Genomic DNA, 12,769 nt, shown 5'->3' with positions numbered 1-12,769 from the left:
GCCACTCTATAGGCATCAGCTGGGGCGAGGGAAAGCGTGATGCGGCGGTTCGGCACGGGCGACAGGATCAGGTGCTTGGGCGCGATGTCGGGCACCTCGCTCGACGGCGTCGATGCGGCGGTGATCGAAACGGATGGCGAAAGCGTCTTCGGCTTCGGCGAAAGCGCCTACCGGCCCTATTCCGAGGCCGAGCGCGCGGTGCTGCGCGCGGCGCTGGGCCGCTGGGAAGGGCCGGAGGTGGAGGCCGCGGCGGAGATCGTCGAGACCGCCCATGCCGAGATCCTGTCGCGCTTCGAGAATGTCGCGCTGATCGGATTTCACGGCCAGACCTTCGCGCATGACCCAAGGGGGCGCGGCACCCATCAGGCCGGCTCGGGCGCGATTCTGGCCGAGGCGCTGGGCGTCCCCGTGGTCTGGGACTTCCGCAGCTCGGATGTCCGCTTCGGCGGCGAGGGGGCGCCGCTCGCGCCGTTCTATCATTTCGCGCTGGCGAAGTTCGTGGGCGCAGCAGCGCCGCTGGCCTTCCTCAATCTCGGCGGCGTCGGCAACCTGACCTTCGTTGATCCGGGCTTCGCTCGTCCCGAGGCAGAGGGTGCGCTGCTGGCGTTCGACACCGGCCCGGCCAACGCGCCGATCGACGATCTGGTGCAGGGGCGGCTGGGCCGGACGCGCGACGATGACGGCGCGCTCGCCGCCGCGGGCGAGGTGGACGACGCGGTGGTAGCCCGGTTCCTGGAGCACCCGCATTTCTACCGCATGGCGCCGAAATCGCTCGACCGCGATGCCTTCGCCGTTCTGTCGCAAGAGGTCGAGGCGCTTTCGGATGCCGATGCGGCGGCGACGCTGACCGCCTGTGCCGCGGCGGCGGTGATGCGCGGCATGGAGCATTGCCCGAGTTCGCCCGAGCGACTGCTCGTCACCGGGGGCGGGCGGCACAACCCGGTGATGATGGCGATGATCGCGGCGGGCTGCGACTGCCCGGTCGGGCCGGTCGAGGATGTCGGTCTCGACGGCGACATGCTCGAGGCGCAGGCCTTCGCCTTTCTCGCCGCGCGGGTGGCGCGCGGCCTGCCGACCTCGGCCCCTTCGACCACCGGGGTACGCGCCGCCGTGGGCGGCGGCACGATCAGCCGACCCGGGGAGCTCGGCCTAGGAGCGGCTCTGGCCGGCAGTTAACGACGGGTTATCCGCAGTCCGGGTACGGTCCGTGTCGCGCGCGCCGCAAAATCCATGTTTCGGGCGCGGAAGTCCTCGCGTGTGGCGGCCGGAACCTTGAGCGACAGCCAGGGACCGCGGTCTAGCGCATCGCGTAACGCGGCCTCCATCCGACGGTAGTCGGCCTGCGGGTAGCGGTGGATTTGCTGCGGATCGAGGCCGAACAGGGTCAGCAGGCTCGCGAGTTTGCTGGAATGGCCCAGTATGGCTACCTCGCCACCACTCAAGAGCGACCAGTAGGCCATGTGGTAGGAATTGGTGACAATCCGGCGCGTGGCGCCGAAGAAGGCGAGCAGATCGGCCTCCGAGATGGCGTTGCTTCCAAGCAAGAGGCCGGGGTGCTCCTGCCCTAGCCAGTCAGGCAGACCGCCGCCGCTGACGCGGGGATTGGCGTTGAGAATGACGCCAATGCCGGCGCCTCGCGGCGTGTCGCAAACCTCATGAAAGCAACTGGGGCAGGGCAGCGCATCCGCCCCTGCCGCATCTGGATCGCGGCTTCCGACCAGGGCATCCGGCCATCGCCGCTGCGACGCACCCTCACGCAAGCGATGCTGGATCGCCCTGATACGATCCTTGGGGCGCGGGTAGAACGGGCGCGATGCGCCGGTTGCCCAAACCAAGCGATGTGCGAACTCGTTGCCGCCATCAGCAGCCAGCGGATCGGGTATCGCACCGCCGCCGACCACCAATACCCGTCCCGGTCCTTCGAAGGAGAAATCGAAGTAATGCCGCGGCGAACACAGGATATCGCCGATGTTCGGCGGCTCCGCGTCGGCCTTGTGGGCAAAGGTTACTCGTCCAGCGGTAATGTGGCGCATTCTGGGGCTCCGGTCGGCCGGGGGAGCGGCCCCCCGGCCGTTCCGATTAGAACGGGATCTCGTCGTCGATGTCGCGGCTGCCGCCGCCACCGCCGCCCTGGCCGCCGCGATCGTCGTAGCCGCCGCGGTCGTCATAGCCGCCCGACCCGCCGCCATAGCCGCCCCGGTCATCGCCGCCGAAGCCGCCGCCAGAGCCGCCGTCGCCGCGACCGCCCAGCAGCGTCAGGTTGCCGGTATAGGGCCGCAGCACCACCTCGGTGGAGTAGCGGTCGTTGCCTTGCTGGTCCTGCCATTTGCGGGTTTCAAGCTGGCCCTCGAGATAGACGGTCGAGCCCTTCTTGAGATATTGCTCGGCGATCCGGCCCAGCGGCTCGTTGAAGATCGCGACCGAATGCCACTCGGTACGCTCGCGACGTTCGCCGGTGTTGCGGTCCTTCCAGGTCTCGGAGGTGGCGACGCGCAGGTTCACCACCTTGCCGCCGTTCTGGAAGGTCCGGACCTCCGGGTCACGGCCCAGATTTCCGATGATTATCACCTTGTTGACGGAACCGGCCATTATCGCCTCCTGCCTTAGAATCTCGTCTTTCGTCGCGCCGAGACTATGCCGCGCGAGCGCGGGATGACAGCACAAACGCCGGTTTCATCTTCCCTTTCCGCCACGAACGCGGTTAGCCTCGCGACATCGAACGGACCAGCGAATGGCCTGCGCCGGCATCGACCGGCGGAACGGAGGGACGCGATGAATATTCGATCACGGGGGGCCGCCGCCGCGGCCTTGGCACTTCTCTGCGCGACGCAGGCTTCGGCCGACAGGGTTTCCACGAGTTCGGGGCCGGGGCTGTACGCTTCGCAGCTGAGCGTGCTGGACGGGCGCGCGGCATCGCAATATGCGAGCTCCTCGCGGCTGCAGCCACCTCGGGCCGAGGTGCCGCAGGAGTTGCAGGTCGCCGTCGCTCCGAGCTTCACCGGGCGCTATTCCGGCCCCTATCTGACGCTGGCCCGGGAGGCGGCGCGCAAGCATCGCATTCCCGAAGACCTGTTCCTGCGGCTGGTGCAGCAGGAGAGCGGCTGGAACGCCCGCGCGGTCAGCCGGGTCGGGGCGCTGGGTCTCGCGCAGCTGATGCCCGACACGGCGCGGCTGCTGCGGGTCGATCCGATGGACCCGCGCCAGAACCTCGAGGGCGGCGCGCGTTACCTGCGGATGCAGCACGACACCTTCGGCGACTGGCAGCTTGCTCTGGCGGCCTACAATGCCGGGCCGGGCGCGGTGCAGAAATACGGTGGCATCCCGCCTTACGCCGAGACCCGGCACTACGTGAAGGCGATCCTCGGACGTTAGGCGGCCAGCTTGCGCGCCAGCGTCTCCATGTCGTCGGTCCTGAGCTTCGGCACGATCCGGTAGGCAGCGTTGACGAAGCAGAACAGCGAGAAGCCGAGCAGGCCCACCGCCAGCGCGGTGACGAGCACGGTGCCATAGGGCTTTTCACGCAGCCAGTCGAAAGCCTCGGCTAGGCCGCCGGCCTCGCTCGGGTCGAGGGTCCAGGCCGCGTAGACCAGCAGGAAGCCGACGATGGCGATCACCGCGCCATTGGCGGCGAGGCCCGCGGTCAGGGCCGGCTGCAGCTTCAGCGTCAGGGGCTTGGCGCGCAGGTTCTCCATGTATTTGTGGGACCAGCCCTTCCAGATGTAGTAAAGGCCCGCGCCCAGCCCGATCGCGCCGGCGAGGCCGACGAGCCATTGGCCGAACGGCATCTGCATCACCTTGCCGGTCCATTTGTCGAGGCTCGATCCGCTGCCCGAGCCGGAGGAGGAGGGCATCAGGATTGCCACCGCCGTGAAGGCCAGACCGAGATGGATCAGGCCGGTCACGACCTGGCCGATCCGCGCCACCACGCCCTTGGCGCCACTGCCATGCGCCTCGAGATCCCAGCCGGCCGCGACCAGCCGCCAGACGCCATAGGCCGCGAGGCCCAGCGCGATCAGCGCCAGCAGCGCGATGCCCCACCAGGCGCGTTCGAGCGAGGCCATCGCCTCGCCGGTGCCGCCCGGCGTCGAGCCGCGCCAGATCGCCGCGAGCGACAGGATCGCCACGACGAGATAGATGAGACCACGACCGGCATAGCCGAGACGCATGACGGGCACTGCCCACTGAAGATCCTGCTGTGTCATGCCCGCTCAAGCTGGCGAGTGGCGGGCTTGTTCCATCACCGGGGCAGGGATTCGACGCGCATGACGCAAGGGCCTCAGCCGGCGAGCGACCAGCGGTAGTGATGGTGCTCGAAGGTCGGGTGCATCTCGATCCCGCTCACATGGTCGGCGGCGTGGCGATAGAGCGTGCGCCAGAAGGGCTGGATGACCACCCCGTCCTCCTGCAGCATCCGTTCGAGCCGCGCCATCACCGCGCGCCGCGCCTCGACATCGGCAAGCGACATGGCCTCGGCCAAGGCCGCGTCGAATTCGGGGTTGGTGTAGCCGGTCTCGTTCCAGGGCTCGCCCGACTTGTAGGCCAGCGCGAGGATCTGCACGCCGAGCGGGCGCATGTTCCACTCGGTCGCCGAGAAGGGGTAGCTCAGCCAGTCCTTCCAGAACTCGCCACCCGGCAGAACCCGCCGCTCGATCTTGATGCCGGCGTCGCGCAGCTGCGCCGCCACCGCGTCGCAGCTCGCCGCCTGCCAGGCGTCGTCGAGCGAGATCAGCTCGAAGACCTGCGCGCCGAAGCCGGTCTCGGCAAGCAGCTCGCGGGCGCGGGCCGGGTCGTGGGCCGGCGGCCCGACGGGCGCGTATTCGGGGTGGATCGGGCAGACATGGTGGTTCTCGGCCACCAGCCCGTGGCCGTCATAGCCGAGCTCCAGCACGATGGCATTGTCGACCGCCATCTGCATCGCGCGACGGACGTCGCGATGGCCGAAGGGCGGGCTGTCCTGGTTGAAGCGCACCGTCAGCGTCGCGGCGGTCATCACCTCGGACCGGCTCCAGCCGATGCTGTCGAACAGGTCGACGAAATCGCCGGTGGTCTGGTAGGTGGCGTCGATCTCGCCGGCCTCGGCGGCGGCCAGCTTGGCGGCGGGGTCGGTGCCGTAATCGAGGTATTCGATCCGGTCGAGATAGGGGCCGCCGAACACGTCGCTGCCCCACCAGACGTGATCCGGATTGCGCACCAGCACCTGTCGCAGCCCGACCTCGTTGGCTTCGGGAAGGTAGGGGCCGGTGCCGATGGGGTTCAGCGACGGGTCACCGCCGTCGAAGCTCGCATGGGTGAGGGCGGCCGGGTAGTCGGTCATCGAGACGACCAGCGAGATGTCCGGCGCGGCCAGTTCGAGCTGCACGGTCAGGTCGTCGATCCGGGTGATGGCCCCGTCGCGGGCCTGCCGTGTCGCCGGGTCGACCAGCTGGGCCATGCGGCCGGCCATGGAATTGCCCGGCACGGTGGCGTCGCACCAGCGGGTGATGTTGCGCACCACGTCGTCGGCGGTGAACGGATCGCCATTGTTCCAAGTCACGCCCGGACGAACCCGCAGCGTGAACTGCGTGGCGTCGTCATTGGCCTCCCAGCTTTCGAGCAGCATCGGGGTGATCGTGCCGTCGGCTTCGTATTGCACGAGATAGTCGAGCCAGCCGCGGTAGAAATTTGCGATCTGGCTCCAATCGGCGCGGCGCGGATCGGTGATCTCGCGGGTCTCCATCTCCATGCGCAGCGTGCCGCCCTGTCGTGGTGCGGCTTGCGCCCGGGCCGGGACGGGCAGGCCGATCAGCCCGAAGGCGGCCGGCGCGGCGATGCCGAGCGCGGTGGCGCGGGTGAGGAACTCGCGTCGCGACAGGCGCCCGGCGCGATGCTCGGCGGCATACATCTGCGCGGCGGGATGAAACTTGGATCGCATGATGATGTCCGTCCTTCTTCCGGCGCCGGCCCGCATCGACGCCCGGCAGGGGTCGCGATTCGGTGTCCTCCGCGCGCGCCGCCCCGGGGCAGGGCCCGGTCTGGCGCGTTCGCGACAGGTCGTGTCGAAAAGCCGGCTGCCTGTCAACTTGCGCGCCGGGAAGCGCAGGGCCCGTTCAGCCTGCCGTGATCTCCGCCGGGTCGAGCCCGCGCCACTCGCCCATCCGGCTGCGAAACCAGCTGCGTTGGCGCTTGGCGTATTGCCGCGAGGCGATGATCGCGGCCTCTCGGGCAGTGGCGAGGTCGGTTTCGCCCCGCAAATGCGCGACCAGCTCGGGAGCGCCGATCGCCCGGGCCCAGGGGGCGGCGGGCTGCCAATGCGGCAGGGCCGCGCGGGCCTCGTCGAGCGCGCCCTCCTGCAGCATCGCGTCGAAGCGCCGCGCGATGCGCGCGTTGAGCCAGGCCGGGTCGGGGCGCAGCACGATCGGCTGGGCGCGGGACAGCGGCAGCAGGGGCGGCGGCGTGTCCGCCTGCCAAGCGGCGATGCCGCGCCCGGTGGCGCGCAACACCTCCCAGGCGCGCTGCACCCGGGCGCGGTTGGCGAGGTCGATGCGCCCGCGGGTCTCGGCATCGAGGCCGGCGACCAGATCGGGCAGGGCGATCGCATCGGCCTGTGCGCGAATCCCCGGCGGCGTTGCCGGGATCTCGGCCAGCCCCTCGGTCAGGGCCGAGAAGTAGAGACCGGTGCCGCCGACCACGATCGGCCGGGGGCCGTCCAGAAGAGGTGCCACCTCGCGCAGCCAGTGGCCCACCGAATAGGTCGTCTCTCGCCCGACATGGCCGTAGAGCGCGTGCGGCGCGCGCGCCTCTTCCTCGGCCGAGGGCCGCGCCGACAGCACCCGCCAGTCGGCATAGACCTGCAGCGCATCGGCATTCACCACCACGCCGCCGCCGGTTTCGGCGATGGCGAGCGCCAGCGCCGACTTGCCCGAGGCGGTCGGCCCGGCGATCAGCACCGGGCGCGCGGGATCGAGCCCGCGCGCGATCTCGAAAAGCGAGCTCATCGACGGCCGGCCGCCGCCGAAGCCGCCCGCGTGGCATTGAACATGGGCCTGCTTTCGTCCATCTTGCGCCGCGACCCGATTTCCCCCGAGCCATGTACGGAGCGCCCATGACCGACACCCATAAGCCTGCCTTCCGCAGGGTGATGCTGAAGATCTCCGGCGAGGCGCTGATGGGGAACACGGCGTTCGGTCTGCATCCGCCGACCGTCGAACGCATCGCCCGCGAGGTCAAGTCGGTGCACGATCTCGGCGTCGAGATCTGCATGGTGATCGGCGGCGGCAACATCTTCCGCGGCCTGTCCGGCTCGGCCCAGGGCATGGAGCGGACCACCGCCGACTACATGGGCATGCTGGCCACGGTGATGAACGCGCTGGCGATGCAGTCGGCGCTGGAGACGCTGGGCGTCTTCACCCGCGTCATCTCGGCCATCCCGATGGACCAGGTCTGCGAGCCCTATATCCGCCGCCGCGCGGTGCGCCATCTCGAGAAGAAGCGCGTCTGCATCTTTGCCGCCGGCACCGGCAACCCATATTTCACCACCGACACGGCCGCGACGCTGCGCGCCAACGAGATGAGCTGCGAGGCGATCTTCAAGGGCACCAAGGTCGACGGAGTCTACGACAAGGACCCGAAGAAGTTCGACGACGCCAAGCGCTACGAGAACGTGACCTATGACGAGGTGCTGCAGAAGCATCTGGGCGTGATGGATGCCTCGGCGATCGCGCTGGCGCGGGATAACAGCCTGCCGATCATCGTGTTTTCGCTCGACGAGCCGGGCGGGTTCCGCGGCATCCTCGCGGGCGAGGGCACCTATACCCGGGTGCATGGCTGACGAAACCTTTGCGCCCCGCGCCGCGTGGTTGTGATGCGACGGCGCCCGGGGGCGAGGCAAAGTGTTCTGGAACGCGGGAGCCGTTGACGCTATCACCGGCGCCAACAGCCCGCCTCAATGACAAGAAGAGACCGATGGCAGACGACTTCGAACTCGACACCGACGACCTCCAGCGCCGCATGGACGGCGCCATCGCTTCCCTGCGCACCGAATTCGCGTCGCTCCGAACCGGGCGGGCCTCGGCCTCGATGCTCGAGCCGGTGATGGTCGACGCCTATGGCAGCCCGACCCCGATCAACCAGGTCGGCACCGTCAACGTGCCCGAGCCGCGGATGGTGACGGTCAACGTCTGGGACAAGGCGCTGGTGGGCAAGGTCGAGAAGGCGATCCGCGAAAGCGGTCTGGGCATCAACCCGCAGCTCAACGGCACGATCATCATGCTGCCGATCCCAGAGCTGAACGAGGAGCGCCGGACTCAGCTGACCAAGGTGGCCGGGCAATATGCCGAGCACGCCCGCGTCGCGATCCGCAACCTGCGCCGCGACGGCATGGACCAGATCAAGAAGGCCAAGAATGACGGCCTCTCCGAGGACGACCAGAAGTTCTGGGAGCAGGAAGTCCAGGAGCTGACCGACCGCTACATCAAGCTGATCGACCAGCAGCTCGAGACGAAGCAGGCCGAGATCATGCAGGTCTGAGGCCGACGCCTCGCCAATTGCAGGGAGGCCGTCATGGCTGCCGACGCGCAAGACACGACATTCGGGGGCGGCCCCGAGCATGTCGCGATCATCATGGACGGCAACGGTCGCTGGGCGCAGAGCCGCGGCCGGCCGCGGCTGTTCGGGCACCATGCCGGGGCCCGGCGGGTTCGCGACATCGTCAATGCCTGCCCGGATCTGGGCGTCAAATACCTGACGATCTTCGCCTTCTCGACCGAGAACTGGAAGCGGACACAGGCCGAGGTCTCCGGGCTGATGGCGCTGTTCCGGCGCTACATCGTGCGCGAGGCGCGGGCGCTGCATGACGAGGGCGTGCGGGTGCGCTTCATCGGCGACCGGATCCGGCTCGACGAGAAGCTGGTCGCGATGATGGACGAGCTCGAGCTTCTCACCTCGGGCAACGACCGCGTGCACCTGACCATCGCGCTCAATTACGGCGGCCGCGACGAGGTCACCCGCGCGGCCAAGCGGCTCGCCTACGAGATCGAGCAGGGTCGGCTGACCCATAAGGACGTGGATGCCGAGACGCTGTCGCGCTTCCTCGACACCCATGTGCTGCCGGATCCCGATCTGGTGATCCGCACCAGCGGCGAGGCGCGGATCTCGAACTTCCTGCTGTGGCAGTCGGCCTATGCCGAGTACGAGTTCGTCGATACGCTCTGGCCCGATTTCACGCCCGAGGAATTCGCGCGGGTCTGCGACGGTTACGCCCGGCGCGACCGCCGCTTCGGCGCCGTCAAGGCCTGAGATGGCGCAGCGGGAGGATAGCAGCAGCGACACGGCGCCGGGGGTAGCGGCGGCGCTGGCCGATCCCGGCCGCTGGAGCGATCTGGGCGTACGCATGGCCTCCGGCGCGGCGATGGCCGTGCTGGGCGCGCTTGCGGTGATGATGGGCGGACTGTGGTTCCAGATGCTGACGGTGTTCGTCACCGCCGTCATGGTCTGGGAGCTGTGGATGATGATCGAGCCGGGCAAGCCGACGCCTGGCATGCTGCTGGCCGCGCTCTGCGCGAGCGTCCTGTCGGGGCAGCTGTCGAACGGCGACACTTGGGTGTTGTGGCTGTTCCTGATCGCGCCGCTGGCGGGCGCCGCGATGCTGCGCCGCGAGCGGCTCACCTTCCTGGCCTTCGCGCTGGGCATCGAGGTGGCAGGCTGGGGCCTCGTGACCTTCCGTGCCGAATACGGCTTCACCTGGCTGCTGTGGCTGATCCTCGTCGTGATCTGCACCGACGTCTTCGGCTATGTCGCCGGGCGCGCGCTGGGCGGTCCGAAGTTCTGGCCCAAGGTCAGTCCCAAGAAGACATGGTCGGGCACCTCGGCAGGGTGGATCTCGGCCGGCGTGGTCGGTCTGGCCTTCTCGGCGCTCACCCACAGTCCATGGCATCTGGTCTGGATCTCGATGCTGCTGAGCTTTGCCAGCCAGATGGGCGACATCGCCGAGAGCGCGCTCAAGCGGCGCATGAAGGTCAAGGACAGCTCGGCGCTGATCCCCGGCCATGGCGGGCTTTTCGACCGGTTCGACGCGATGCTCGGCGCCTCGCTCTTCATGCTGCTGGCCTCCGTGCTGGGCTTCATCCCCGGGGTGCATTTTTGAGACGCGTCAGCATTCTGGGCGCCACCGGTTCGATCGGCTGCCAGACCGTGGAGCTGATCGAGGCGGCGCCCGACCGGTTCGAGACTGTGGCGCTGACCGGCGGGCGCAACGTGGCGCTCCTGGCCGATCAGGCCCGGCGGCTGAAGGCGAAGATCGCCGTCACCTGCCATGACGACTGCCGCGCCGAGCTGACCGAGCGGCTGGCGGGCAGCGGCATCGCCGTGGCCTCGGGCGACGCCGCGATCGCTGAAGCTGCGGCGATGCCCGCCGACTGGGTGATGTCGGCCATCGTCGGCGCGGCGGGTCTGGTGCCGGGCCTCGCGGCGATTGGGCAGGGCGCGACGCTCGCCCTCGCCAACAAGGAGACGATGGTCGCGGCCGGGCCGCTGGTGCTGGCCGAAGCGGCCCGCCACGGCGCGACGCTCCTGCCGGTGGACAGCGAGCATTCGGCCGTGTTCCAGGCGCTTGCGGGCGAGGATCGCGGCGCGGTGGAGCGGGTGATCCTCACCGCCTCGGGCGGCGCCTTCCGCGACTGGCCGCTGGAGCAGCTCGCCCAAGCCACGCCGGAGCAGGCTGCGACCCATCCCAACTGGGCGATGGGGCAGCGCATCACCATCGACAGCGCGTCGATGTTCAACAAGGCGCTCGAGGTCATCGAGGCGAAGGAGCTGTTCGGCCTCGCGCCTGCGCAGGTCGAAGTGGTGATCCATCCCGAGAGCCTGATCCACGCCCTCGTCGGATTCAGCGACGGCGCGCTGATGGCGCATATGGGCGCACCCGACATGCGCCATGCCATCGGCTACGCGCTCAACTGGCCCGAGCGGCGCGACCTGCCGGTGGCGCGGCTCGACCTCGCCGCGGTGGGCTCCATGAGCTTCCGCGCGCCCGAGGACGCCCGTTACCCGGCGCTGCGTCTGGCGCGGCGGGTGATGGAGGAGGGCGGCCTCGCCGGGGCCGCCTTCAACGCCGCCAAGGAAGCCGCGCTCGACGCCTTCATCGACCGCCGCATCGGCTTCATGCAGATGGCGCAGGTCGTGGAGCGGGTGCTGGACACGATGTCGCGCGATGGCGCGCTTCGGGTTGACAGCCCCGGCCTCGACGCGGTCCTTGGGGCCGACGCGGAGGCGCGCGCGCGCGCGGCTCGGACCGATTTTCTGACCGCATAGGACGCCGCCTTGGACCCGACCCAGATCCTGCCGCAATTCGGAAACGCCGCCTTCACGCTCGGCGCCTTCGTGGTGGCGCTTTCGGTGATCGTGGCGATCCACGAATACGGCCATTACATCGTCGGGCGCTGGTCGGGCATCCATGCGGAGGTGTTCAGCCTCGGCTTTGGTCCGGTGCTGGTATCCCGTCGGGATCGGCATGGCACCGTCTGGCAGATCGCGGCGCTGCCTTTCGGCGGCTACGTCAAGTTCCTGGGCGACGCCAATGCCGCCTCGGTGGGGCAGGCGGCGGGTACCGATCCCGCCCGGCTGCGCCATACCATGCTCGGCGCGCCGCTCTGGGCGCGTGCGGCCACGGTTGCGGCAGGACCGGTGTTCAATTTCATCCTGTCGATCGCGATCTTCGCCGGCGTGATGCTGGTGCAGGGCCGCCCGGCCGATCCGCTGACCATCGCGCGGATGCTTCCGCTGCCCGACGCCTATGTGAACGAGCTGCGCGCGGGCGACGAGATCCTCGCCATCGGCGGCGCGGAGCTGCCCTCCGAGGGCGGGGTGGCGCGTCTGGCCGAAGGCTACCCGGCCGAGCCGGTGCTCGACTACCGGGTGCGCCGGGACGGCCGCGAGATGCTGGTGCGCGGCCCCTACCCGCAGCCGCCGCTGGTGGGTGGTGTCTCGCCGCGCTCGGCCGCCGATGCCGCCGGCCTGCGCGCCGGCGACCTGATCCTGTCCCTCGATGGGAGCGAGGTCTTCGCCTTCGCGCAGCTGATCGAGACGGTGACCGCCTCGGATGGCCGCCCGCTCGAGATGACGATCTGGCGCGACGGCGCGACCCGCGATCTCACCCTGACCCCGCGCCGGGTCGACCTGCCGCGCGAGGAGGGGGGCTTCGAGACCCGCTGGCTGCTGGGGATTTCCTCGGGCCTGTTCTTCGAGGCCGCGACCGAGACGCCGGGGCTGGGCACCGCGCTCGTCGACGCGTCGGCGCAGGTCTGGCGGATCATCACCTCGTCGCTGTCGGGGCTGGGGCACATGATCACCGGCGCGATCTCTTCGTGCAATCTGTCGGGCCCGGTGGGCATCGCCCAGACTTCGGGCGCGATGGCCGAGCAGGGCGCCACCAGCTTCATCTGGTTCGTCGCGGTGCTGTCGACGGCGGTGGGGCTCTTGAATCTCTTTCCGATCCCGGTGCTCGACGGCGGCCACCTGGTGTTCTTCGGCTACGAGGCGATCACCGGCCGCCAGCCAGGCGACCGGGCGCTCCGGCTGCTGATGGCGCTCGGCCTGTCGCTGATCCTGACGATGACGGTCTTTGCGGTGCTCAACGACCTGTTCCTGTGCCCCTGAGGTCGCGTCGGGGCCACGGCGCGGCCTGATTGCCGCCCGATTCCCCGGGTATGATCGGGTCGTCTTCAACCAATCGACGGTGTCAGGATGACCACGAGAAACGAGGCCGGGCTGGGCCTGCTGATCGCCATGCATCTCG

The 12,769-nt window shown here is 69.3% G+C and carries 13 protein-coding genes; 8 read left to right on the top strand and 5 right to left on the bottom strand.

Annotated elements, in window-relative coordinates; genetic code table 11:
• Positions 1–39: 39 nt before the first annotated feature.
• Complete coding sequence (locus FHS00_RS02150) at positions 40–1,176, top strand: anhydro-N-acetylmuramic acid kinase (RefSeq protein WP_183469403.1); 1,137 nt, start codon at positions 40–42, stop codon at positions 1,174–1,176.
• Here the strand turns inward: FHS00_RS02150 and FHS00_RS02145 are convergent.
• Entirely contained in the window at positions 1,173–2,033 is an 861-nt protein-coding gene (locus FHS00_RS02145; RefSeq protein WP_183469401.1) for a hypothetical protein, read from the bottom strand. The genes FHS00_RS02150 and FHS00_RS02145 overlap by 4 nt on opposite strands.
• A 46-nt stretch (positions 2,034–2,079) precedes the next feature.
• Positions 2,080–2,589: a single-stranded DNA-binding protein gene (gene ssb / locus FHS00_RS02140; RefSeq protein WP_183469399.1), complete on the bottom strand. Its 510-nt coding sequence runs from the start codon at positions 2,587–2,589 to the stop codon at positions 2,080–2,082.
• Between the two features lie 183 nt (positions 2,590–2,772).
• On the opposite strand from ssb, the gene FHS00_RS02135 reads away from it, so the two are divergent.
• A complete protein-coding gene (locus tag FHS00_RS02135) occupies positions 2,773–3,372 on the top strand; it encodes a lytic transglycosylase domain-containing protein (protein WP_183469397.1) in 600 nt (199 codons plus the stop codon).
• On the opposite strand, the gene FHS00_RS02130 is transcribed toward FHS00_RS02135, so the two are convergent.
• The 3 genes from FHS00_RS02130 to miaA all read right to left on the bottom strand — a co-directional run bounded on the left by FHS00_RS02130 (position 3,369) and on the right by miaA (position 6,974).
• Positions 3,369–4,202, bottom strand: a complete 834-nt coding sequence (locus tag FHS00_RS02130) for a DUF1206 domain-containing protein (RefSeq protein WP_246390918.1) — start codon at positions 4,200–4,202, stop codon at positions 3,369–3,371. The genes FHS00_RS02135 and FHS00_RS02130 overlap by 4 nt on opposite strands.
• Before the next feature lie 74 nt (positions 4,203–4,276).
• The gene (locus FHS00_RS02125; protein ID WP_246390915.1) at positions 4,277–5,911 is read right to left on the bottom strand and encodes an ABC transporter substrate-binding protein; all 1,635 of its coding nucleotides are present in this window, start codon (positions 5,909–5,911) and stop codon (positions 4,277–4,279) included.
• 175 nt (positions 5,912–6,086) lie between these two features.
• A complete protein-coding gene (miaA, locus tag FHS00_RS02120) occupies positions 6,087–6,974 on the bottom strand; it encodes a tRNA (adenosine(37)-N6)-dimethylallyltransferase MiaA (protein ID WP_183469395.1) in 888 nt (295 codons plus the stop codon).
• A gap of 107 nt (positions 6,975–7,081) precedes the next feature.
• Between miaA and pyrH the strand changes: the two genes are divergently transcribed.
• From pyrH to rseP, 6 genes are all read left to right on the top strand, one after another.
• Positions 7,082–7,807 (top strand): UMP kinase, encoded by a 726-nt coding sequence (gene pyrH / locus FHS00_RS02115; protein ID WP_183469393.1) that lies wholly within the window; start codon positions 7,082–7,084, stop codon positions 7,805–7,807.
• Between the two features lie 134 nt (positions 7,808–7,941).
• The gene (gene frr / locus FHS00_RS02110; protein WP_183469391.1) at positions 7,942–8,505 is read left to right on the top strand and encodes a ribosome recycling factor; all 564 of its coding nucleotides are present in this window, start codon (positions 7,942–7,944) and stop codon (positions 8,503–8,505) included.
• Between the two features lie 33 nt (positions 8,506–8,538).
• Entirely contained in the window at positions 8,539–9,273 is a 735-nt protein-coding gene (gene uppS / locus FHS00_RS02105) for a polyprenyl diphosphate synthase (RefSeq protein ID WP_183469389.1), read from the top strand.
• 1 nt (position 9,274) lies between these two features.
• On the top strand, positions 9,275–10,120 hold the full coding sequence (locus tag FHS00_RS02100) for a phosphatidate cytidylyltransferase (RefSeq protein WP_183469387.1): 846 nt from the start codon (positions 9,275–9,277) through the stop codon (positions 10,118–10,120).
• Positions 10,117–11,286 (top strand): 1-deoxy-D-xylulose-5-phosphate reductoisomerase, encoded by a 1,170-nt coding sequence (gene dxr, locus FHS00_RS02095; protein WP_183469385.1) that lies wholly within the window; start codon positions 10,117–10,119, stop codon positions 11,284–11,286. Before FHS00_RS02100 ends, dxr begins: the two co-directional genes overlap by 4 nt.
• A gap of 9 nt (positions 11,287–11,295) precedes the next feature.
• Positions 11,296–12,630: an RIP metalloprotease RseP gene (gene rseP, locus FHS00_RS02090; protein WP_183469383.1), complete on the top strand. Its 1,335-nt coding sequence runs from the start codon at positions 11,296–11,298 to the stop codon at positions 12,628–12,630.
• The last annotated feature ends 139 nt before the right edge of the window (positions 12,631–12,769 follow it).

Source organism: Limimaricola variabilis (assembly GCF_014195545.1).
GTDB classification, from domain to species: Bacteria; Pseudomonadota; Alphaproteobacteria; order Rhodobacterales; family Rhodobacteraceae; genus Limimaricola; species Limimaricola variabilis.
Note: the sequence above shows the minus strand (reverse complement) of the source record. Positions and strands in the feature narration are given on the sequence as shown.